Here is a 20,964-nt window from a genome sequence, read left to right as displayed (position 1 = left end):
GGACCTCAAGACGGGAGAAACTTTTGCCGATGTTCGGATCAAGAATGCGGACCGGCTAGGACCGCTCGAGCAGCACCATGACTTCGTAGTGCGTGGTCTGCGGGAACATGTCCAGCACCCGTGCCCGTCGCGCGGTGAACGAGGGGAGCGTCGCCAGGTCGCGGGCCAGTGACTGCGCATTGCAGCTGGAGTACACCACGTGCTGCACGGAAGACGACTCCAGCCAGCCGCACAGTTCCTTGCCGATGCCGCGCCGTGGCGGATTGACGATAACCAGTTCGGGCGCCTCGTCCGCCGCGACTGCAAAGGCCGTGGCATCGCCCGCCTGGAAGGTCATGCGCTGCAGGCCTGCCTCGTCGCTGCTGAGTTTGGCCGAAACGATGGCTTCGCGGCTGGTTTCAATGCCGGTGACGTCGCGCGACGGGTCAGCGCAGTGCAGGGCAAAACCGCCGACGCCGCAGTACAGGTCCCAGACCGATGCCGGCGCCAGTTCGTTGACCCACTCGCGCCCCTGCCGGTACAGGGCCGCTGCCATGTCGCTGTTCGTCTGGAAGAAACTCTGCGGCCGGAGGTGAAGGTCGAGGTCATTGACCCGCATCCGCAGCGTGGACTGCCCGGTGAGCAGTATCTCGCGGTCGCCTTCCAAGACTGCCTTGTGTTCCGGGTGCAGGTTGACCGAGACAACCTGCACCTGCGGGAGGGCCCCCAGAAGGGTGGGGAGGTGCTGCCGGATGCGCGGCACCAGCTTTTCCGATCGCAGGACCAGGCGCAGCATGATCTCGCCGTCGGGCGATTCGGTGATGATGAGGTGCTTGAGCTCGCCGCTGCGCCGCGGGACATCGTAGGGCGTCAGGTGGGCCCGGCTGATGAAAGCCGCCAGGACCGGAAAGCAGGCGAGGAGCCCGGGGGAGCAGACGCCGCATTCGCGCAGGTCAACGCCGCGGCCCTCGGCGTCAAGGATCCCGATGGTGGGATTGTTGGCCGTTCCGCCCACCACCATTTTGGCCTTGTTGCGGAAGCCGGACTCGCGGCTCGCCACAGGCGGCAGCCACTCTACTGACGTGTGGTCGGAGAGAAGGGTCCGGCAGTGCAGCTGCTTGCCGGCCAGTTGCTCGTCGTAGGGCCTGCCCATGTGGGTGCAGGAGAGGCAGCGGGCGGCATCGAAGTAGGAACATTGCATGTCTGGTTAATTCTACTTTTTCTGCAGGCTTCTTCTGGCCGCGGGTCAGGACGACGGCCGCTGCCGCTTGGGAAGGCTGATCCGGTCCAGATCATTTGCAGGTACGACGGCGGTCCCTCCTGAGCGGGCCCGTGCCTGCTCGGCCAGGATATTCACGTCGCCGTACCGGGAGGAAAAGTGGGTGAGGACGAGGGTTCCGGCGCCACCGTTGGCGGCCAGATCCCCGGCCTGCCCGGCCGTGAGGTGCGCGTACTGCGCCGCCAAAGCGGCGTCGTCGTCGCTGAACGTTGATTCCGTGACGAGGAGGTCGACACCGTCGGCCAAGCCTTCAGCTCCCTCGCACGGGGCGGTGTCCATGATGAAGGCGAAGCCCTGGCCGGCCCGCGGAATACTGACGTCCTCAAGCCGTACACCCCGCAGAACTCCTTCCCGCTGCAGACGGCCCGCGTCCGGGCCCGTAATGCCCGCCGCCGCCAGCCGCTCCGGCAGCATGCTCCGGCCATCCGGCTCGGTCAGCCGGTAGCCGTAGGTCTCAATGCGGTGGCGCAAGGGCCGCACTTCGAGCCCCTGGGCGATTTCCCCGGCATCCGAGTGGGGTCGCAGGCGAAGGTCGATGCCGGGCGAGGCCACAGAGACGAGCGCCCGGACAACGTCCTCCCCGGAAGCCGGATAGTGCAGATGCACCGGGTGCTTCACGCCGTCCAGGGCCATGCGGGACAGCACGCCGGGAAGCCCGTAGCAATGGTCACCGTGAACATGGGTAAGACAGATGCGGGTGATCTGGTTGGCTGAAACACCTGCATGGATCATTTGCCGCTGGGTGCCCTCGCCAGGGTCGAAGAGGAGGCCCTCGCCGTCCCACCGCAGCAGGTACCCATTGTGGTTGCGCGTCCGTGTCGGCACCTGCGATGCAGTTCCCAGAACGACGAATTCGCGCATGTCACCGAGTGTCTCACAGGCACGGCACCCAGCAGGCGGGTGGCCTGGGGACGGCCGCGCTCGCGGGCCTCAAATACTTGATGAGCCCTTCACCCATCCATCGGGAAAGCGGCAACGAATGCAGATTGAACCACCCGTTTCGATGCCCCGTGCTGGCCCCGGAATGTAGCCGCTGCAGCCGAACGGCGGTGCCCTGCACGTGTGCGAAAAGAGCTTGCCCTTGGATGATCCACAGTTTGACCAGTTCCTCATGGAGGCCACTACCTCCGACGACGCCTCCGGAGTCACCCTGGGGCCGGACCCCCTTTATGGCCTGTACACCAGTTGGTGTTACGTCACGGGCACCGTGCGACACGCGGAGGAGACCTTCTGGGAAGGCATGCGAGGGCGCATCAACCCCGAACCGAACGGCCTCCGCATGAAGGGGCCGGCAGCTGCGGATTACATCCTCGCCAGCTATCCGGCGTCGGTCTGAACGGGGGTCAGCGGACAGGCTGCCTACTTGTAGACGCGCACCCAGTCGACCTGCATCTGGGAAGGCGTGGTCCGGGTGCCGTCAGGGAACCAGTCGAGCTGCAGCGTCTGGTGCACGCTGCCGGAGGGCTGGTGGGCGGGGATGGTGTCGGTGAAGGTCTTGACGCCGTCGATGTAGCCCGTGATGCCGGCCGGCGTCCACTCCACGGCGTAGTTGTGCCACTGGGTGGTATCCACTGCCTTGGCAGAGTACGTCTGCTTGCTGCCGCTGCATGCATAGTGCAGGAAGAACTTCACCAGGGTTGTATCGGAAGTGCTCTCGGCGTAGTCAACCTCATCGCAGGTCGAGGACTTGCTGACCGGATTGAGAATGAGGACGGGGTGGTATTCGGAATCCCGCCGGTTCGTCTTCATGCGGGTTTCCCAGCGGCCGTACTTCTGGTTGGCAAACTTTGCCGACATGCCGCCGGTGGTACCTGCGGAGTCGCCGCTGACCGTTGCAACACCGTTTGCGACAGACCAGGCTTGGGGGCTACGCAGGCCGTTGCCTGCATGTCCGGGGCTGTTGTACACGCTCCACTTGGTGCGGTCCGGGGTGCCCGTGTAATTGAATTCGTCGCCGGCCACAACCGAACCCCAGCCGAGGGTGCTGGCAGCTTGCGTGCCGCTGCCCGCCATGGTGGATGCAGGCTTAGCCGGTGACGGTGCCGGTGCCGGAGCGGGCTGGGCGGGAACGGCGGCAGCCTTCGGCACGGCGTTCCTGGCGGCAGCGGCGGGAGCGGCAGGGGCGGCGACGGCGGAAGCCGCCTGGGCCGGCGCGGCGGCTTTAGCGGCTGTTTCCTTCAATGCAGCGGCCTTTGCAGCGGCAGCTTTCGCGGCCGCGGCTTTGCCAGCAGCAGCCTTGGCAGCAGCGGCTTTCGCAGCGGCAGCCTTCCTGGCTGCGGCAGCCTTCGCTGCCGCAGCTTTGGTGGCGCTCGATGACGAGACGGCCGACGCCCTTTTCGCGGCAGCAGGACTGCTGGACGACGGGGCGGCCTGGCTGGCGGAGGTTGATTCCGCAGCGCCAGCACTCTGCCCGGCAGCAGCCTGCTGCGCGGAGGGAGTGAGGCCGCATCCGGTCAGCGAAAGCGCGCCGATGCTAATGGCAATGGCTATCTTCTTCTTAAGCAAAAGACCCCTCCGGGCGAACGGCTGCCGCGGAAGGCAACCAAAATTTAGGTGGCAAAGAAATGCACGAAGCGATTCTGGGCCCCGGTCGACGGGGCCAGAGCAGCGGAGTTGCCGCCCTGCGCATCCGGAGCCCAGCGCTGGCCTCCAGGGCCCCAACGGGGCCGTCCCTGCGGAACAGGCGTCAACGTTACTTGATCGTTACCAACGCCCGCAAAACGCCGCGAAGCCCGCGGACCGGCCGTGCAACCGTTTCCCGGAACTGACCTGCGGGAACACTTTTGTGACGCGGACCGGAAACAAGGCCCCTTCCCCACCTTCAAAACACGGCGTGGCCCCGTCTTCGACCACGAGGACCCGCGCCAAGGGGTGGGAGTTGGACTGCCCGGCGCCTGGCCGGAAAGAATGAGCGGGTGAGTGCTGCTGGCGACTTCGTGGATGACACCCTGCAGCGCGAGGGGTCGTGGTACCGGGCGGAGGAAATGCGTCACCGGTTCGGCAGCACGATCCAGTACTACGGCGCGTCGGTGGGCGCTGTGCGCGGAACGGTACGTGACGCTCTCCGCCGCCACGCCGGACTGACCCACGACGAGGTCACCGCCCTAAGTTCCGAACTGTGGGAGGTGCCTGTTTACGAGCGGCGCCTGGCCGCCGTCGTCCTCCTGCAGTCCAAGGTGGAGCTGCTGACCAACTCCGACCTGACGCGCATCGAAGGCTTCGTGCGGGACGCACACATGCCGTCGATCGTCGATCCGTTCGCCGTCGACGTCGTTGGTCCGCTGGTGGAGGGACTTACCGGCCAGCCGCGCGCGCGTGCCGACGCGGTGCTGGACCGGTGGGCGGGGGACCCGGACGTCTGGCTCCGCCGCGCGTCGCTGATGGCGCCGCTGCGGGCACTCCGGGCGGGTGGCGGTGACTGGGATGGCTTTGTTCGCCGCGCCAGGATTGCTGCGGACGCAATGCCGGCCGAGACAACTCCTGACAGGACACCGCAGGACAGCAGCCCTGACCAGGAGGCCGTTGACGCCGTGCTTGACGCCGTTGCGGAGCGAAGGCCGGAGCTCCGGCTCACCTTCCGCCGCTAGGACCCAGGTCTCGCGAACAGCGGAAGTACTAAACGGAAGCGGGTGCGGGCTGCAGTTTCTCCGCCGCCTGGGAGGAAACGGCGTCGTCCGCGGCCGGGTTGGCAGGTGAGCCGGCCGGGCGGACGGCCGGAGCTGCGTGGATGTGCTGGTGGAGCGGGTGGAACTGGCTGTGCCCCATGCTGCCGAATTCATAGGCGCTCTCGGCATGCTCGGACCGGTCGACGCCGGCAACTTCGGCCTCACGGCTGACCCGGAAGCCGATGGTCTTGTGAATCGCGAGACCGATGACCGCGGTCATCAGCCCGGAGAGCGCGAGCGTGATGAGAACGGCAACCGTCTGCGCGATGAGCTGATGGACACCGCCGCCGTACAGGAGCCCGCCGCCTTCGCCGTTGACGGGGAGAGCGATGAAGCCGAGGGCGAGGGTGCCGACCAGGCCGGATCCCAGGTGCACGCCGACAACGTCCAGGGAATCGTCAAAGCCGTACTTGAACTTCAGTTCAACGAACAGGGCCGAGGCCACGCCGGATACCAGGCCCAGGCCGATGGCGGCCACTGGGCTGATGTTGGCGCACGACGGCGTGATGGCCACCAGGCCGGCGACGGCACCGGACGCTGCGCCCAGGGACGTGGGGTGGCCGTGGCGGATCTTCTCCGTGAGGAGCCAGCTCAGCATGGCGGCGCACGGCGTAACCAGGGTGTTGACCCAGATCAGACCGGCCTGCTCTGCCGTGGTGGCGGCGCCGGCATTGAAGCCGAACCAGCCGAACCAGAGGAGTCCGGCGCCGAGCATGATGAACGGTACGTTGTGGGGGCGGTGCCCCGGGTCCTTTCCGAAACCGTGGCGCTTGCCGACGATCACGGCGAGTACCAGGGCGGCGATGCCGGAGCTGATTTCTACGACGGCGCCGCCGGCAAAGTCGATGACCTGTCCGAAGATAGCAGTCACTGCTCCGCCCTGGCTCATGAGGCCGCCGCCCCAGATCATGAAAGCGAGCGGGCAGTAGACGGCTGTGATCCACAGCGGCACGAAAAGAACCCACGCGGTGAATTTGGCGCGGTCGGCGATCGCGCCGCTAATGAGGGCGACGGTGAGGATCGCGAAGGTCCCGGCAAAGCCGGCCTTGATCAGGTCGGGAGTGCCCATCAGCCCGCTCAGGCCAAAGCTGGCGAACGGGTTGCCGAACAGGCCGAGAACGCCTTCGCCGGTGCTCATGGAGTAGCCCCAGAGCACCCAGACCACGCCCACGATACCGGCGGACACGAAGCTCATCATGATCATGTTGAGGGAGGCCTTGGCACGGGTCATGCCGCCATAGAAGAGGCCCAGTGCCGGGGTCATGAGCAGCACCAATGCCGCCGACACCATCATCCAAACGTTCGCCGCAGTGATTTCCACGCGCTTTCCCTTCCCAGGAAACTCATTCTTTCCGCGGACCGCTGATGCCGGCGCCACGCCCCTTATTGATATTCGGGGGCTTATGTTTCGGTACGGGGCGTGGCACGTTACACACGGGTTTCAAAAATCGCGTCTACGTAAAGCCCGCGTGACTGCCGTGTTTCGGGTTTGTTAACGGCACCTAATGGCCGGGCGCCTTTTCTGCTGACGCTGCATCCTTTTGGCCGGAACCGCGGGACGGATCCGGTGGGCCGCCGTGAAGGCTGCCACTGGAAGGCCGCGTTACCAACACATGAATGAAACATATCCACCCCCACGCCCATTGCCGGCCGTCATCGTCGGGCGCCGGATGGTTTCCTGCCGCACCTGTTGACCGGATCTGAGCGGGGCCGCCACCATGGGATATGACTGAATCTGCAGCGACCGGCGATAACTACTTCACTGAGAATCCGCATGCGGATGTTGCGGCGGAAGCCGCTGATGCTGCGGCAGGGTCGGACAGCCCTAATACCGTCGAAGACATCGCCGAGGAAGTACGCGACGAGATCCGGCTGGGCCATGTGGAGGACGACGTGAGCCACGTCCTCAAGGAACGCTTGGACGCCGCCGGCATCAGCATGCGGCCCGAAGACGTGGACGACCTCGCCGAGGACATCGAACGGGACGTTTCCAGCTAGGAACCGCCATGAACGACCCGCATAACCTGGAACGGTTCGTCACCGCGCAGAATGACGGTGGGACTTACACGCAGGCCCTGGACGAGCTCCGCGCAGGCAGCAAGCGCAGCCACTGGATGTGGTTCGTCTTTCCCCAGATTGCCGGTCTGGGTCAAAGCGCCACCTCTAGAAAGTACGCCATCGCCTCCCTTGATGAAGCCCGGGCATACCTGCAGCATCCCGTGCTGGGACCGCGGCTCATCGAGTGCGCCACCGCGGCGGATAACGTGGGAAACCGCGGCGCGGCGGAGATTTTCGGCGGCATCGATGCCCGGAAGCTTCAGTCCTCCATGACGCTGTTCCTGCGTGCGGCACCGGATGAACAGGTGTTCCGGAGCGTTTTGGAGCACTACTTCGGCGGAGAAGCCGACGCCGCCACTGACCGGCTGCTGGCAGGCCCGCGAATGTAAGTGGTAGCTCCCCTTCACCCGGATAGGTGCCCGACCTAGACTGGGAGCATGAGCCGGCCTGCACCCAGCGGGCTGCGCAGACGGAAGGACAGTGGCATGGGTCTGGACGACAAAATCGACAATGCATCAGAAAAACTTGGCGGCAAGGCCAAGGAAGGTGCGGGCAAGGCCGGTGACGACCCGGGCCTGGAGGCCGAGGGCAAGACTGACCAGGCCAAGGCCGATCTGAAACAGGCCGGTGAAAAGGTCAAGGACGCCTTCAAGAAGGACTGACCAAGCAGGATCACCACGTCTGACTCTCCGCAGGAGCGTCAGATCCGATGGGAGCCCCGTCCGGGAAACCGCGCCAGGGCTCCCTTTCCTGTGTGGCCAGTCAGGGGCCGGTGCCGACCTCCACCAGCTGGACGTCAGCCAAGCTGCCATTCACGACGACGGCGGTCATGTAGGTGCACACAGGTTGCCGGCGGCGGTCCGTGGGGGAGCCGGGGTTGAGCAGACGCAGCCCGCCGGGCGCCACCGTGTCCCAGGGAATGTGCGAGTGGCCGAAAACCAGCACGTCGGCATCAGGAAAGAGGGCCTCGCAGCGCTGCTCCCGGCCCTTCGCCTGTCCGGTCTCGTGGATCATGCTGAACCGGACGCCGTCGAGCGTCACACTGACCGTCTCGGGTAGGCGCCGCCGCAGCTCGTCGCCGTCGTTGTTACCGTAAACGCCGATCAGGCGCGCGCTGCGCTGTTCGAACTCGTCGAGCAGATCCTGGCTGACCCAGTCACCCGCGTGGAACACCACGTCAGCGTCGTGGACGGCGGCCCACACTTGTTCAGGCAGTGCCCGGGCGCGCTTCGGGACGTGGGTGTCGGCAACAAGGACCAGGCGCAGGCTCATCGAAGCATCTTCCCATGGGGCAGACTGGAACGATGGAGAGAATCATTCCGCCCTCACCCGGTGATCCCCGCCGTCCCCTTGGCCCCCGCGACCCGGGCGATGCCTGGGTGGAGGGCGACCGCGGACGGTTCTGGGGGCGCTTCGGATCGGCCGGCCTGCTGGTCCATGATGTGGAGAAGGGCGTCCTGCTGCAGCACCGCGCCACCTGGAGCCATCACGGCGGAACCTGGGGGCTTCCCGGGGGAGCGCTGCACCAGGGCGAGGACGCCGTGACGGGCGCACTGCGTGAGGCCCACGAGGAGGCGGCCGTTCCCGAACAGAGCGTCAAAGTGCTCTTCACATCCGTGTTCGACATCGGCTACTGGTCCTACACCACCGTGGCCGTGCGGGTGCTGGAACCGTTCGAACCGGCCATCAACGACCCGGAAAGCATCGAACTGCTGTGGATTCCCGTCGAGGAGGTGGCCGGCATTAACCTGCATCCTTCCTTTGCCGCCTCCTGGCCGGAGCTGCGCGGCAGGCTGCTGGACGGCTCCGACCATGGACGCTGAGAAGTTCCGGCAGCTGCTGGAAGAGGAACGGGAGAGAAAGCTCGCCCTTCTGCCGGCCCTGCGCGCAGACATAGCCTCAGCTAATGCCGCCCGGCACAACTCCAACGTCGACGACGAGCATGATCCCGAAGGTGCAACCATCGCCTTTGAACTTTCGCAGGCGTCGGCACTCCTGGACCAAAGCCGGTCCGGATTGGCGGAGGTGGACGCTGCCCTTGAGCGGATCGACGCGGGCACTTACGGAATATGCACGGTGTGCGGAAAGCAGATCGCCGAAGGGCGGCTGGAGGCCCGTCCCTGGACCCCCTTCTGCATCCGCCACACGGGCGGCCGGGCCTAATCCCGGCTCCGCTGCCGAGGATACCGCGGAGCTGTTCCGCCAAAGGGAAGAGCATCGTACTCTAGGGCTGGGAGGTGATTGCCATGCAGGCAACCCAGGGAGACCGCATCATCATCCGGGGCAGGACAGTGGAGTCCTCGGACCGGCACGGTGAGATTCTGGAGGTCCGGGGCCCGAACGGAGCGCCGCCGTACCATGTCCGTTTCGACGATGGCCACGAGACCATCCTGTACCCCGGCGGCGACTTCACCGTCGAGCACCACACCACCTAGCTGCCCGGATGACCGCACCGCCACGGCCCGACCGGATCCTGATTTCAGTCCTTGCCATCATTGCCGGTCTCGTCGCCGTGGCGCTCGCTGTGGTCTTTTTTCCGGGGCGAGCCTGAGCCGCTTGCTGAGAGTCATTGCTCGGCGCTGTGTCCCAGCTGTTCGGGCTGCTGGCCCGCGCCGCACCCGGCGTGGCGGGTGCGGACGGGGTGGTTGAAGGAACGGAATGGCGCTCTTCCCTGGCCGCGTGTGTGGTGTGGGCGGCCGCCTGGGCGTGGCACCGGTGGATGTGGTGGTCATCGGACCGGACGCCCCGGATCGGCGTCATCCCGGTTAGGGACCACACAGTCCCACAGCGGAAGCCTCAACACGGAAGCCTCAGGAAACGGGTTGCCCCTTAATGGGAGCCCGGTCCGCGCCGTACTCGGCCGTCACGAGGATGGGCAGGTGATCCGACTTCCCCCGGGGGAGAGTTTCCACGCTTTCAATGTCCAGTCCCAGTGACGTCGCAAAGTCGAAGTGGCCCTTGAAAACCTTGTACCGGGTGTAGGTCCTGCGGTTGCTCAGGGACAGTGCGTAGCCGGAGTTCTTCATGTGCGTGTCAAGGCTCTTGGTGAAGAACGGATAATTAAAGTCGCCCACCATCAGTGTCATGAGCCCCGTGCCCATGCTCAGCAACTCGGCATGCGCCGCGTGGATCTGCTTGCGCCGCAGTGAGTTTGACGCGGTGAGCGGGGCGGCGTGGAACGAACCCACCACCAGCTCATGATCGGTTTCGTTGTCCACCATCCGGGTGCCGATCAGCCGCTCATGGGCCGGTGCCATCACGCGGTCGTGCATGGACTTCTTCAGGGCGAAGGCCTTGGTTTCCAGGGCAGTGAACCGGTCAGCCCGGTAATAAATGGCCAGGCCCAGCCTGTTGCCCTTGGTGTAGTCGGCCAGGTGGAGCGGGCCGAGCGTGTCAGGCAGATCGGATGAGTCACACTCCTGAAGGCAGAGGACGTCTATCCCAAAGTTGCGGGCCAGACTCATCAGTTCGCCACTCGCCTTGTGTTTGCGGAGGTTGTAGCTAATAACTCGCATCAGTGGAACACCTCTTCCGAGGGCTGCTAGAAGGACCAGTCTCCGAGTCTACCCAGATCATCATATGGAGATCCGGACATTAAGCGCGCGTCCGGCCGGGGCAAAAAAATGCCGCGCCGGACGTATGCCGGATTCCACAAGATGCTGCTGCCCGACCTGCCGCTGGCGACCTGCCGTTTGTTACCTGCCCCTGTTACCTTCCGCCATCGGAGGCGGTCACCGATACCGTGCCGCCGCTGATGGCGATGTGCCGGCCATCGAGGCCCTCGGAGGATTCGGATACCGTTACGGTTCCGTTCGCGATGGTCAGCTGGTTCTGCGCCTTCAAGCCGTCGCCGCCGGCCGTGATCTGTTATGTGCCGTCCAGCAGTACGGGTTGATGGGCTTCGCCGGGTTGGAGGAAGCTGTAAACGGCTTCCGGCCCGCGAGGCCTGAGACGGCTCCGTATGCCGGAAGCGATAGAGTGAACGGGGATTAACCGATCACGCTGTAAAGGAGTCAACGTTGACTGCTGAACTCCCGGAACTCGCCGACGGCGACTTCTACTACCAGGACCTCGGCGACGGCCGCTTCCGCTCCACCATCCACGCCCAGGGGGCCTGGAACGCCCACGAGCAGCACATGGCCCCGGCGTCCGGACTCCTGGCGGACCGGCTGGACCGGCACGAAACCCGGGACGACATGCGGATGGCCAGGCTCAGCTACGAAATTCTGGGACTGATCCCCGGCGGGGAATTTGAAATCGTCACCACGACGCTGCGCCCGGGACGCACCATCGAGCTGCTGCAGGCCGAACTGGTGGCGGCCGGGCGCGTGGCCATCAGGGCGACAGCCTGGCGCATGATCACCAGCGACACGTCCGCGGTGGCGGCCGTCGAGGATGGCCCCATCCCCGCGCCGGAAGAATGCAAGCCCTATGACGGTGCGAGCGTGTGGCCGGGAGGGTATATCCGTTCCCTGGAAATGAGGGTGGCGGAAGGTCACCGGCCGGGTGCCGGGAAGGTGTGGCTGCGCACGGACCATCCGCTGACGGACGGAAACGACAGCACGGACATGGCGAGGCTCATGGGGCTCGTGGACACCGCCAACGGCATTGCCGCACGCGTGCCCCCCGGCATGGACAGCTACGCGTTCCCGAACCTGGACCTCCAGATCCACATGTATCGGCGGCCGGAGGGTGAGTGGCTGGGACTGGACAACGCGGTGTCCTTTGGTTTCGACGGCATCGGCCTCACTTCGACCGTGCTCCATGACCTGTCCGGCCCCTTCGGACGGGCGGAACAGATCCTCACGCTCCGGAAGAGCTGACCGCTGCCGGCCTCGTGGAAGACCAGCCAGCCCACCAGCGTGGCGAGGGCGGTCAGAAGGGCGCCCCACGCCATGTCAACGGCAATGAGCGGCAGCGGCCAGGTCTTGAGCGTCGCGGCGTTGGTGAGGTCGTAGGTTGCGTAGGCAAAGGCGCCCAGCGCCGCCCCGTGGCCGACGGCGGTCAGCCAGGTGCCGCCGTCGAGCGCCGGCCGCAGGGCAAAGAAACTATGCCCGCAATGTAAATCAAATAGAACGCCACGGCGTACCCTAGATGGGGCCGGCCGGCCAGCAATTCACCGATGTGGCTGCGGTAGAACGGGTTCATGAGCTTGAGCGACACGGCGTCGATCACGGCGAAGGCAGCGGCCACGACCAGAAACTGCAATACGACCATAAGGGAGCTCAGCAACATGCAGCAGGCCGGGGCTGATTCACGGACTCTGACCCTCGTCCGGCAGGAGCAGTCCCTTGGCGCCGTCCGCGACCTTGATTTTGGGATCGAGCTCCTCGGCAAAGCCCGGGCCGGGGACATCGGACCCACCCTTCGGCTGTACCGGCCCGCACCGACTGTTGCTTTCGGCCAGCGCGACACCCGCCTGCCCGGCTTCGGCGCCGCCGCCCAGGCCTGCCGTGAGCTGGGGTTCGAGCCGCTGATCCGCAAGGCGGGTGGCCGCGCTGCCGCATACCACGAGGGCACCCTCATCATCGACCATGTGGAGCCCCACAGCGATGCGATCGCCGGAGCCAAAGGCCGGTTCGCATTTTTCGGCGAGATGCTGGCGGGGGCGCTCCGGAGCGTGGGCGTGCACGCCGCCGTCGGCGAGATTCCCGGGGAATACTGTCCGGGCGAATACAGCGTCCACGGCTTCGAACCCGTTGCCCCCGCGCGCCGCATCAAGCTGGTGGGAACAGCCCAGCGCGTGGTGTCGGGCGCCTGGCTGTTCAGTTCCGTCGTGGTGGTGGAGAACTCGGCGCCCATCCGCGAGGTGCTTACGGCCAGCTACGCGGCCCTGGGGCTGGACTGGGATCCCGAGACCGCCGGTGCGGTCAACGACCTTGTGCCCGGCCTTGACGTGCAGGCCATCGAGGACGCCGTGGTCCGCACCTACGCGGAGTACGCCACGATGGGCCAGGCCGACTTCAGCAGCCTCCGTTGACAGGCCGCGACGCGGAGTGTATTGCTAAGTGCAGAGCAAGGAGGTCCCCTTGTGGCCACCGTAAGCGTGCGGTACATCGTCGATGATGTCGATGCTGCGATCAACTTCTACCGCGACCATCTGGCATTCACGCTCGTCATGCATCCCGCTCCAGCTTTTGCCATGCTCGACCGCGGTGATCTGAGGCTGCTGCTGAGTGCTCCTAGCGGCCAGGGTGGGGGAGGCCAAAGCATGCCCGACGGCACCAGTCCTGCGCCGGGCGGCTGGAATCGCTTCACGCTGGAGGTGTCCGACCTCGCGGCAACCGTGCGGGCCCTCCGCGACGCGGGCGTGCCGTTCCGAAGTGACATCGTGACCGGTATCGGCGGCAACCAGGTACTGATCCAAGATCCCTCAGGCAATCCGATCGAACTGTTCGAGCCGAAGATCCCTGAGGCGCGGCTCGCCACATCCTGATTCCCGGTGGCGGCTGGGCGCAGAACGGCCTCGCGACGAGTTATTCGGTGGCCGGGGGGATCTGGCAGATCATGAGGACGTTTCCGTCCGGGTCCCGGAAGTTGAACCACTGGTCATCGTTGACGTCGGTGAGTTCCACACCCCGGGTTTTCATGAACGCGTGGGCCGCATGGATGTCGGCGGTGTTGAAGTGGAACGCAGGAACCTGGAAAACCGCGCCAGGGGAGTAGATCCTGCTGTCCAGGACGAGGCCGGCCCCCTCCATGGGGAGTATATACAGATGGTCCAGCAGGACCTTGTCATCGGCGGGCACGCCCAAGATGCCGCAATACCAGTCGCGGGCTTCCTCGATATCGCTGACGGGGACAAAGACGGTGCCGATCTGCGGGGAAACTGGATTCACAGCAATCCTTTGGAACGCGGGAAGGAACTCGAACTGTAACGCGCCCGACTGGCAATCGCCAGAAGCGGCGCCGGGCCCGGATTTTTCGTACCCCGACCTGTCGATTTCAAACGCAGAGGGGAGGACGATTAAGGAACAGCCGCTGAAAAGGAGGTCGGTGATGTGCTATTCATCGCGGGCGGATTTCGGCTGGGACACACGAAAGGATACCGTCCGAAAGCCTGAGGCGCACCGGGAACCGGTGCCCCCGGAAGCTGCGCCCGGGAACCCGCTGCCTGTGGACCATCCGGAACCCCGGACCCACGCGGACGACACCAGGCTGTGGGCCTTCCTGGCCCGCCGCAAGGAGCCCCGCCGCAAGGAAACCCACGCTCCCAGGCCGACACAGGACCGGATCGGCGAAAAGGTCTGATCCGCCGGAGGGGCCTGGGACAGCCATGGCATGGAAACAGTAAAGGCACCGGTCTCCGGTGCCTTTACTGGATAACATGCTGCGGCGTCAGCCCTAGGCGGCGAGCCTGCTCTTGACCTCTGCAGCGGACGGGTTCGTGGCAGCGGTGCCGTCCGGGAAGAGGACGGTGGGGACGGTGCGGTTGCCGCCGTTGATCTGCTCCACGAGCTCGGCCGTGCCGTCGACCTCTTCGATGTTGATCTCGGTGTAGCCGATGCCCTGGGCGTCCAGCTGCTTCTTCAGCCGGTTGCAGTAGCCGCACCAGGTGGTCGAGAACATGGTGATGGTGCCGTCTTCGGGGGTAAAGTCCACGGGCTCTCCTCGGATTGTATGGTCCTGTCGGTTTCCTTCCCCACAACCGTAACCCGGACACCGGTATTCCCCAGCCTCTGTTGCAATGGCATGCTGGTGCCATGTGTGGACGTTACGTCATGGCCCGGGCAGTGGGGGATCTGCTGGCCGAATTCGACGCCGAACTTGAGAACGAAACCGAAATCCCGCCGTCGTGGAACGTTGCGCCCACCGACGGCGCGCCCATTGTCCTGGAACGGCTTATCGACGGCGCCACGGTCCGCCAGCTGCACGTCGCACGCTGGGGGCTGGTGCCGTCCTGGGCGAAAAGCCCGGCCATCGGCGCGAAGATGATCAATGCGAGGAGCGAGTCGATCCTGGAGAAGCCGGCGTTCCGCAAGGCTGTGCAGTCGAGGCGCTGCGCGGTCCCGGCCGACGGCTACTACGAGTGGAAACAGGGGGAGGGCCGCAGCAAGCAGCCGTATTACGTGCATCCCCGGGACGAGTCCGCCATGGCCTTCGCCGGACTGTACGAGTGGTGGAAGGACCCGTCCGTGCCGCCGGGTGAACCCGCCCAGTGGATGCTCTCGATGTCCATCATGACGGCGGACTCGCCGCCGGCGGGAACTGAAGGCACGGTGTTCGCCGAACTGACAGCGCTCCACGACCGCGTCCCGCTGCCCATGAGCCGCGACACCATGGCGGCCTGGCTTGACCCCCAGGTGGACGACGCCGCCGGCCTGGTGGACCTCGTCCGGTCCGGCGTAAAGGACGTAGCCGCCGGCTGGCGGGTGGATTCCGTGGGCAAGGCGGTGGGCAACGTCCGCAACAACTCCCCGGAACTGATCGAGCCCGTGGAGGCACTCTTCTGAGTCTGCCTTCTGTGGGTCCGGGACAGGCGGAGCCGGCCGTAATCAGACCCGGGCCTGCCTTCAGACGGTGACCTGGCCGCCGTCGTCCACTGTCCAGGTGGGGTTGAACGCAATCTCCCAGCGGAAGCCGTCCGGATCGGCGAAGTATCCGGTGTAGCCGCCCCAGGGCTGGGTCTTGGGAGGGGCCACGACGGCGGCGCCGGCGGACTCTGCCTGGGCCATCACCTGGTCCACCTGCTCGGCGCTGCCGACGTTGTGGCTGAGCGTAATGCAGGGAACTGCGGCGGGAGCATCGACGACGGCCTCGGCCTGCATCTGTCCGGCATCCCACAGGGAGAGAATCAGGCCGTGGTTCGCCTGGATGAAGACCACCTCGTTGGGAACCTCGCGGTGGACCGGCCAGCCCAGGCCGTCCACATAGAAGCGCCGGGAGGCGGCCACGCTGCGCACTCCCAATGAAATAAAATCGACTCTGGGCTGCATGGTTCGATACTGTCATGATCATGCCCACAAATCACGGAGACGAGAAAAACGCCCAGGCTGACCGGGAACAGCTCGCCGCCGTGCGGGTCGCGGTGGATGAGGTGGACGAGCAGATCGTCACGCTGATCGCCCGCCGCGAGCGCCTGATTCGCATCGCGGGAACCCTGAAGGGTGACGATGCCGAAGTGCGTGCCCCGGGGCGCGTGGAGCGGGTTATCGAGCATGTGCGCTCGGCAGCCGAGAAAAAAGAAATAGACCCGGACATCGTGGAAAGCACGTACCGGGCCATGATCTCGAAGTTCATCGAGCTTGAGATGAAAATCCACAACGACAACAGCTGAGCTGTTGTTTCTGGCTGTCAGTGTTCTGTTTGCTGAAGGGTTCTGGTGGCTGACAGGCGCGCCGGGGCGCAGGGCCGGCTGATCCGGGCTGGTGCCCGGTGCCGCTCGCGGGGGGGCGCTGACCCTCTAAAGCTTCTCCTCGACAGGCACGCCGGACTGGAATTCCCGCCCGTCCGCCTCGCTGAACGCGGACATGAGGTGGCTCTTGTCCAGCCCCAGTACCGTGCTCATGGGGAAGTTGCCCGTGATGGTGTTGCCCGAGTGCTCAACGCTGCTGAGGTCGAAGTTCTCTTCCGTGCCGTCGTGGCTGAAGGAGTAGATCGAGACCGCCTCGCCGTTCATGAACTCGATTCCCAGCCTCCGTTGATGTGAATAGTCCGGAGTTGCAGCCACGAGCCCCACAACAAAGGCGCCCGATGCTGGAATGTTGCCGTCGATATCGAACTTGGCCACCAATGTGCTTTCTTTGGCGGCGATGCTTACCTGCTTCAGGAGCGCGTCATTGGAACTCATGGGACCATCCTGCCCTGTGAGCCGCCGTCCGTCCACACCCATCTAGGTTTTGTCTCCGGCCCGGCGTAGACTGGAACTATTCGAATACATATTCGAATGACTGCGTATTTTCTGCAGGATGAGATTGGTATCCGGAGGCACCCATGGGAACGTTCAGCGAGTCTGTTGACGTCGTCTGCGCACCTACCGGTGAGCCAGCGGAACTTCGGTGGGGCGGCACGGAATACCGGGTCTGCGCTGAACCCTTGCGCTGGTACGAACGCCGCCAGTGGTGGGCAGAAGAACGGCGTGCTCCGCTGGGAAGCGGTCCCGGGCTTGTGGACCATGAGATCTGGCGGGTGCAGGTCCTGCCTGCCGGCAGAAGCAGCCCACCGGAAACTCCGGCTGCAGAACCGGCTGAACCTCTAACCCTTGACCTGGTGCGGCATGCCGGCAGCGGACGCTGGCGGCTGCTCCGGATCCACGACGCCCTCCGGCCCAAAGACGCACTCCGGCACAAATCAGCATGAGCTTCACTCACCTTCACGTTTCCACCGCCTTCAGCGCCCACTACGGTGTCTCCTGGCCAGATGAACTCGCCCAGGCAGCAGCTGCCCAGGGAGCAACCGCCCTCGGATGCACGGACCGCGACGGGCTGTACGGCACGGTAAAACACCTCAAGGCATGTATGGCTGCCGGAATTGACCCGGTGGTCGGCGTGGATCTGTCGGTATTCGACGACGAGGGGGACCACGAGGCCGGGGTGGCTGATGCACGGGTTTCCAAAACCCGGTTTCCGGCAGCCCGCGTCACCGGGCGGGTCGTTGTCCTCGCGCATGGCCACAACAACGGCGCGGGATACAAGGCATTGTGCCGGCTGATCTCCGACGCGCATGCCCGCACCACGGGCAAGGCCGGGGGAGCGGTGCCCGTTGCTGTCACCAGGGCTGAACTCGCCTCACGCGTCCTGGACCCGGAAACCCTGAAACCGGTGCTCACCGTGCTGTTGGGCCCGGATTCCGACGTCGGCATCGCGCTGGGCGGGCGGCGGTACCTCCGGCCCCGCACCCTTTTCAAGGGCTGGCTGGACGCCATGCCGGCCGGAAGTGTTGCGGCAGAGATCGTCACCCACCTCAGTGCACCGGGTGAGCCGTTAAGCACCGCCCATGCGGTCCGCATGCTCAAGCTGGCGCAGGAGTACGGCGTGCCGGCCGTGCTCACCAACGCAGTCCGTTACTGCGAAGAGGACGGGGCGGCAACCGCCGATGTCCTGGACTCGGCCCGCACGCTGAAGTCGCTTCCCGAACTCTCCGCCGCGCCGCTGCTTCAGCCCAACGGGCAGGGCTGGCTGAAAACCCCGGACCAAATGGTGGAACTGGGAAAGGAAGTCATCCATGCAGCCGGCTACGGGTCCGCAGATCTCCAGGTGCTGCTCACGCAGACTGAGGCGCTCGCGGACCGTTGCCGCATGGATCCCGTGTCTGACATGGGCTGGAAGCAGCCGGTGGTGCCCGAGGCCGCCGTCATCGGCATCGAAGGGGATCCGCTGGCAGAACTGGCCCAGCGCTGCGAGGCGGGAATTGCGCGGCGATTCCCCGGCATCGCCGGGAAGGCGGAAGCGGACATGCGTGCTCGGCTGCAGCATGAGCTGAAGATCATTGCCCGCCTCGGCTTTGCCTCCTACTTCCTCACCGTGGCCGAGGTTTCCCGCATGATCCTGGATATGGGTGTGAGGGCGGCAGCCAGGGGATCGGGGGCTTCCAGCCTGGTGAACTACCTGATTGACATCAGCCAGGTGAACCCCCTCCAGCATGACCTGATCTTTGAACGGTTCCTCTCCGGCGACCGGTCAACGCTGCCTGACATCGACATCGATGTTGAAAGCGCTGAGCGGCACAACGTCTACCGGAAGATCTTTGACCGGTTCGGCTCCCAGCGCGTCACACTGATGAGCATGCAGAACGGCTACCGCGCTCGCGGTGCGGTGCGGGACGCCGGCATGGCTTTGGGGATGGACGACGGCGATGTCGGCGAGATTGCCAAACAGCTGTGGCGCTTTTCGGCACGGAAGTTCCGGGAGGCACTGGAGGAAAAGCCGGAACTTCGAGAGTTCGCCGGACGTGTGGAACAGCGGAACTTTGCGGAGAACCAGCAGCTGGACCTGCTGGTGGATCTCACCGAACGGCTGGACCGGCTTCCGCGCCATATCTCCATGCACCCCTGCGGGGTGATCCTCGGTGATGCCACCCTGCTGGACCGGACCCCCGTCCAGCCCAGCGGCCTTGGCCTGCCCATGAGCCAGTTCGATAAACACGACATGGACCCCATGGGCATGCTGAAGTTGGATGTCCTGGGAGTCAGGATGCAAAGCGCCATGGCCTTTGCCGTGCGGGAGATCATCCGCATCCATCCCTCCAAGGCTGAAGTGGTGGCAGCCGGAGCCCACCCCGTGGCAACGGATGGCAGCGGTCCGGACTACATCGCCGAGGACGGCCGGATCGACCTCAATGCCGTGCCCCTGGATGATGAGCCGACGTATGAGCTGATCAGAAGCACCCACACGCTGGGGTGCTTCCAGATCGAATCACCGGGCCAGCGGGAGCTGGTGGGCAAGATGGCCCCGCGCGAATTCAACGACCTCATCATCGACATCTCACTGTTCCGCCCTGGGCCCATGAAATCGGACATGGTCCGGCCGTTCCTGGAACACAGGCACGGCTTCGCGCCAGAGACCTACCCGCACCCTGACCTGAAGCCGGTACTTCAGGAAACCCACGGGGTGACGGTCTTCCATGAGCAGATCCTGCGGACCTTTGATGTGATGACCGGCTGCGGGCTGGCAAAAGCCGACGAGTTCCGCAGGGCGTTGAGCAATGACGTCATGGAAGGGCAGGTTGAGGAGTTTTTCCGCCGCGAGGCAAAAGCCAGAGGATATAAGCCGGACGTCGTGGACAAAGTTTGGGGCACCCTGAAATCGTTCGCCAGTTTCGGGTTCTGCAAAGCCCACGGCGCCGCCTTTGCCGTGCCCACCTACCAGTCGGCCTGGCTGAAGGCGCACCATCCGGAAGCGTTCCTCGCTGGCCTGTGGGAACACGATCCCGGGATGTATCCCAAGCGTCTCCTTGTGGCCGAAGCACGCCGCATGGGGATCCCCATTCTTCCGCTGGACATCAACCGCAGCGGGGCGGAATACCGGGTTGAGCGCGTCGCGGAAGGCCCGGACCGGGGAAAGCTGGGCATCCGACTGAGCCTCAACGGCATCTTCGGGCTGTCCGGTTCTGAGCTGAAGCGGATCGTTGCAGGCCAGCCCTATGACTCACTGGCGGATCTAAGGGCACGCTCCAGGCTGAGCAAGCCCAGCATCAAGCGGCTCGCCCAACTGGGTGCCTTTGACACACTGCACCGGGAATCCGGCGGAACAGCCAACCGGGCAGACCTTGTCCACCACCTGCAGAGCCTGCAGGGCAAGCCGGCAAAGAAGGGCGCCGACGTCATTGAGGGGCAGCTCGCGTTGCCTCTTGGGGATGTCGAGTTGCGGAACGTCAAGGCCGGGCTGCCGGAGCCCACCATGGTGGAGAACGTCCGGGCGGAACTTGACCTGATGGCTGTTGATGTCAGTGAACACCTGATGTCCAGCCACCGGCCGCTCCTGGACCGGCTGGGCGTCACCACAGCGGATAAACTGCTAGGGCTGCGCAACGGCACGGAGGTCCTGGTTGCCGGTGTCCGCATCGCCACCCAGACCCCGCCCATGCGCGGCGGCAGGCGGGTGGTCTTCATCAGCATCGATGATGGCACCGGGTGCGTGGATTCCGTGTTCTTTCACGAGGCGCAGGAGCATGCAGGCCCGCTGCTGTTCAGCACCCGGCTGCTGCTTATCCGGGGAACCACCCGGCGGACCGGTCCGCGTGGCATCAGCCTCAGCGCCAGCATGGCGTGGGACCTCAGCCAGGTGGATACCCTGCCATTCCCAGGACGGGGGACCGCTGCCCCGGGGAACGGCGAGGCGGGAAACCTTGAGCAGGGGAACCTTGAGCCGGGAGATCTCGAGCCAGGGAACGGCGAACCAGGAAGCATCGAACATGAATTCAGGCAGCCGGGACCACTGGAAGGCATCAGCAGGAACCTGGCCATCACCGGCCTGGGAAGCTGACCCGCCCCTTTCCTTTTCCAATTGTTCCCATTGGGTGCCGCCGTGCCGCTTTGGCTCGCCA

At 65.1% G+C, this 20,964-nt stretch carries 27 protein-coding genes and 1 pseudogene; 16 read left to right on the top strand and 12 right to left on the bottom strand.

From position 1 onward, the window contains the following. Positions 1-55: 55 nt before the first annotated feature. Both rlmC and QFZ23_RS14645 read right to left on the bottom strand, forming a co-directional pair. Positions 56-1,180: a 23S rRNA (uracil(747)-C(5))-methyltransferase RlmC gene (rlmC, locus tag QFZ23_RS14650; RefSeq protein WP_306923984.1), complete on the bottom strand. Its 1,125-nt coding sequence runs from the start codon at positions 1,178-1,180 to the stop codon at positions 56-58. 45 nt (positions 1,181-1,225) lie between these two features. Further along, on the bottom strand, positions 1,226-2,119 hold the full coding sequence (locus tag QFZ23_RS14645) for a ribonuclease Z (protein ID WP_306923982.1): 894 nt from the start codon (positions 2,117-2,119) through the stop codon (positions 1,226-1,228). 220 nt (positions 2,120-2,339) lie between these two features. Between QFZ23_RS14645 and QFZ23_RS14640 the strand changes: the two genes are divergently transcribed. Beyond that, complete coding sequence (locus QFZ23_RS14640; protein ID WP_306923981.1) at positions 2,340-2,594, top strand: hypothetical protein; 255 nt, start codon at positions 2,340-2,342, stop codon at positions 2,592-2,594. A 23-nt stretch (positions 2,595-2,617) separates the two neighbouring features. On the opposite strand, the gene QFZ23_RS14635 is transcribed toward QFZ23_RS14640, so the two are convergent. Continuing rightward, a complete protein-coding gene (locus QFZ23_RS14635; RefSeq protein ID WP_306923979.1) occupies positions 2,618-3,763 on the bottom strand; it encodes a glycoside hydrolase family 16 protein in 1,146 nt (381 codons plus the stop codon). Between the two features lie 410 nt (positions 3,764-4,173). Between QFZ23_RS14635 and QFZ23_RS14630 the strand changes: the two genes are divergently transcribed. Continuing rightward, the gene (locus tag QFZ23_RS14630; protein ID WP_306923978.1) at positions 4,174-4,845 is read left to right on the top strand and encodes a DNA alkylation repair protein; all 672 of its coding nucleotides are present in this window, start codon (positions 4,174-4,176) and stop codon (positions 4,843-4,845) included. A gap of 28 nt (positions 4,846-4,873) precedes the next feature. On the opposite strand, the gene QFZ23_RS14625 is transcribed toward QFZ23_RS14630, so the two are convergent. Further along, on the bottom strand, positions 4,874-6,244 hold the full coding sequence (locus QFZ23_RS14625) for an ammonium transporter (protein WP_306923977.1): 1,371 nt from the start codon (positions 6,242-6,244) through the stop codon (positions 4,874-4,876). Between the two features lie 404 nt (positions 6,245-6,648). On the opposite strand from QFZ23_RS14625, the gene QFZ23_RS14620 reads away from it, so the two are divergent. The 3 genes from QFZ23_RS14620 to QFZ23_RS14610 all read left to right on the top strand — a co-directional run bounded on the left by QFZ23_RS14620 (position 6,649) and on the right by QFZ23_RS14610 (position 7,643). Next, positions 6,649-6,921, top strand: coding sequence for a hypothetical protein (locus QFZ23_RS14620; RefSeq protein ID WP_306923975.1), 273 nt, complete (start codon positions 6,649-6,651; stop codon positions 6,919-6,921). Between the two features lie 8 nt (positions 6,922-6,929). After that, on the top strand, positions 6,930-7,370 hold the full coding sequence (locus tag QFZ23_RS14615; RefSeq protein ID WP_306923973.1) for a DUF1810 domain-containing protein: 441 nt from the start codon (positions 6,930-6,932) through the stop codon (positions 7,368-7,370). 96 nt (positions 7,371-7,466) lie between these two features. Further along, on the top strand, positions 7,467-7,643 hold the full coding sequence (locus tag QFZ23_RS14610) for a CsbD family protein (protein WP_306926866.1): 177 nt from the start codon (positions 7,467-7,469) through the stop codon (positions 7,641-7,643). Positions 7,644-7,743: 100 nt separating this feature from the next. Here the strand turns inward: QFZ23_RS14610 and QFZ23_RS14605 are convergent, their stop codons facing one another. Then, positions 7,744-8,253: a metallophosphoesterase family protein gene (locus QFZ23_RS14605; RefSeq protein WP_306923971.1), complete on the bottom strand. Its 510-nt coding sequence runs from the start codon at positions 8,251-8,253 to the stop codon at positions 7,744-7,746. Between the two features lie 32 nt (positions 8,254-8,285). On the opposite strand from QFZ23_RS14605, the gene QFZ23_RS14600 reads away from it, so the two are divergent. From QFZ23_RS14600 to QFZ23_RS14590, 3 genes are all read left to right on the top strand, one after another. Further along, complete coding sequence (locus QFZ23_RS14600) at positions 8,286-8,804, top strand: NUDIX domain-containing protein (RefSeq protein WP_306923970.1); 519 nt, start codon at positions 8,286-8,288, stop codon at positions 8,802-8,804. Further along, positions 8,794-9,144 (top strand): TraR/DksA family transcriptional regulator, encoded by a 351-nt coding sequence (locus tag QFZ23_RS14595; protein ID WP_306923968.1) that lies wholly within the window; start codon positions 8,794-8,796, stop codon positions 9,142-9,144. The genes QFZ23_RS14600 and QFZ23_RS14595 overlap by 11 nt, the downstream gene beginning before the upstream one ends. 83 nt (positions 9,145-9,227) lie before the next feature. Continuing rightward, positions 9,228-9,416 (top strand): DUF1918 domain-containing protein, encoded by a 189-nt coding sequence (locus QFZ23_RS14590; RefSeq protein ID WP_003800608.1) that lies wholly within the window; start codon positions 9,228-9,230, stop codon positions 9,414-9,416. 375 nt (positions 9,417-9,791) lie between these two features. Here the strand turns inward: QFZ23_RS14590 and QFZ23_RS14585 are convergent, their stop codons facing one another. Together QFZ23_RS14585 and QFZ23_RS14580 are read right to left on the bottom strand one after the other, a co-directional pair. Next, positions 9,792-10,496, bottom strand: coding sequence for an endonuclease/exonuclease/phosphatase family protein (locus QFZ23_RS14585; RefSeq protein ID WP_306923966.1), 705 nt, complete (start codon positions 10,494-10,496; stop codon positions 9,792-9,794). Between the two features lie 193 nt (positions 10,497-10,689). Beyond that, positions 10,690-10,845, bottom strand: a complete 156-nt coding sequence (locus QFZ23_RS14580; RefSeq protein ID WP_306926864.1) for a carbohydrate-binding domain-containing protein — start codon at positions 10,843-10,845, stop codon at positions 10,690-10,692. A 155-nt stretch (positions 10,846-11,000) separates the two neighbouring features. On the opposite strand from QFZ23_RS14580, the gene QFZ23_RS14575 reads away from it, so the two are divergent. Next, positions 11,001-11,804 (top strand): thioesterase family protein, encoded by an 804-nt coding sequence (locus QFZ23_RS14575; RefSeq protein ID WP_306923964.1) that lies wholly within the window; start codon positions 11,001-11,003, stop codon positions 11,802-11,804. An 83-nt stretch (positions 11,805-11,887) separates the two neighbouring features. On the opposite strand, the pseudogene QFZ23_RS14570 reads toward QFZ23_RS14575, so the two are convergent. Next, positions 11,888-12,198: pseudogene (locus QFZ23_RS14570) on the bottom strand (DUF2177 family protein); the annotation flags it as partial. 16 nt (positions 12,199-12,214) lie between these two features. Between QFZ23_RS14570 and QFZ23_RS14565 the strand changes: the two are divergent. Further along, the gene (locus QFZ23_RS14565; protein ID WP_306923962.1) at positions 12,215-12,961 is read left to right on the top strand and encodes a lipoate--protein ligase family protein; all 747 of its coding nucleotides are present in this window, start codon (positions 12,215-12,217) and stop codon (positions 12,959-12,961) included. 51 nt (positions 12,962-13,012) lie between these two features. Continuing rightward, entirely contained in the window at positions 13,013-13,417 is a 405-nt protein-coding gene (locus QFZ23_RS14560; protein WP_306923960.1) for a VOC family protein, read from the top strand. A 40-nt stretch (positions 13,418-13,457) separates the two neighbouring features. Here QFZ23_RS14560 and QFZ23_RS14555 read toward each other — a convergent pair whose 3' ends face one another. Then, positions 13,458-13,820, bottom strand: a complete 363-nt coding sequence (locus tag QFZ23_RS14555; protein ID WP_306923959.1) for a VOC family protein — start codon at positions 13,818-13,820, stop codon at positions 13,458-13,460. A 160-nt stretch (positions 13,821-13,980) separates the two neighbouring features. Between QFZ23_RS14555 and QFZ23_RS14550 the strand changes: the two genes are divergently transcribed. Beyond that, complete coding sequence (locus tag QFZ23_RS14550) at positions 13,981-14,232, top strand: hypothetical protein (protein WP_306923957.1); 252 nt, start codon at positions 13,981-13,983, stop codon at positions 14,230-14,232. 93 nt (positions 14,233-14,325) lie between these two features. Here QFZ23_RS14550 and QFZ23_RS14545 read toward each other — a convergent pair whose 3' ends face one another. Further along, positions 14,326-14,583 (bottom strand): mycoredoxin, encoded by a 258-nt coding sequence (locus QFZ23_RS14545; protein WP_078028863.1) that lies wholly within the window; start codon positions 14,581-14,583, stop codon positions 14,326-14,328. A gap of 101 nt (positions 14,584-14,684) precedes the next feature. Here QFZ23_RS14545 and QFZ23_RS14540 point away from each other — a divergent pair, with 101 nt between their 5' ends. Beyond that, positions 14,685-15,434, top strand: a complete 750-nt coding sequence (locus QFZ23_RS14540) for an SOS response-associated peptidase (RefSeq protein WP_306923954.1) — start codon at positions 14,685-14,687, stop codon at positions 15,432-15,434. Positions 15,435-15,494: 60 nt separating this feature from the next. On the opposite strand, the gene QFZ23_RS14535 is transcribed toward QFZ23_RS14540, so the two are convergent. Beyond that, positions 15,495-15,917, bottom strand: coding sequence for a VOC family protein (locus QFZ23_RS14535; protein WP_306923953.1), 423 nt, complete (start codon positions 15,915-15,917; stop codon positions 15,495-15,497). A gap of 14 nt (positions 15,918-15,931) precedes the next feature. On the opposite strand from QFZ23_RS14535, the gene QFZ23_RS14530 reads away from it, so the two are divergent. Next, positions 15,932-16,258, top strand: coding sequence for a chorismate mutase (locus QFZ23_RS14530; RefSeq protein WP_102972334.1), 327 nt, complete (start codon positions 15,932-15,934; stop codon positions 16,256-16,258). Between the two features lie 126 nt (positions 16,259-16,384). On the opposite strand, the gene QFZ23_RS14525 is transcribed toward QFZ23_RS14530, so the two are convergent. Further along, positions 16,385-16,771: a hypothetical protein gene (locus QFZ23_RS14525; RefSeq protein ID WP_003800653.1), complete on the bottom strand. Its 387-nt coding sequence runs from the start codon at positions 16,769-16,771 to the stop codon at positions 16,385-16,387. Between the two features lie 143 nt (positions 16,772-16,914). Between QFZ23_RS14525 and QFZ23_RS14520 the strand changes: the two genes are divergently transcribed. Beyond that, a complete protein-coding gene (locus QFZ23_RS14520; protein WP_306923949.1) occupies positions 16,915-17,280 on the top strand; it encodes a hypothetical protein in 366 nt (121 codons plus the stop codon). Next, positions 17,277-20,903: a DNA polymerase III subunit alpha gene (locus tag QFZ23_RS14515; RefSeq protein ID WP_306923947.1), complete on the top strand. Its 3,627-nt coding sequence runs from the start codon at positions 17,277-17,279 to the stop codon at positions 20,901-20,903. Before QFZ23_RS14520 ends, QFZ23_RS14515 begins: the two co-directional genes overlap by 4 nt. Positions 20,904-20,964: the final 61 nt, after the last annotated feature.

It is taken from the genome of Arthrobacter globiformis, from assembly GCF_030818015.1.
Lineage (GTDB): Bacteria > Actinomycetota > Actinomycetes > Actinomycetales > Micrococcaceae > Arthrobacter > Arthrobacter globiformis_C.
Note: the sequence above shows the minus strand (reverse complement) of the source record. Positions and strands in the feature narration are given on the sequence as shown.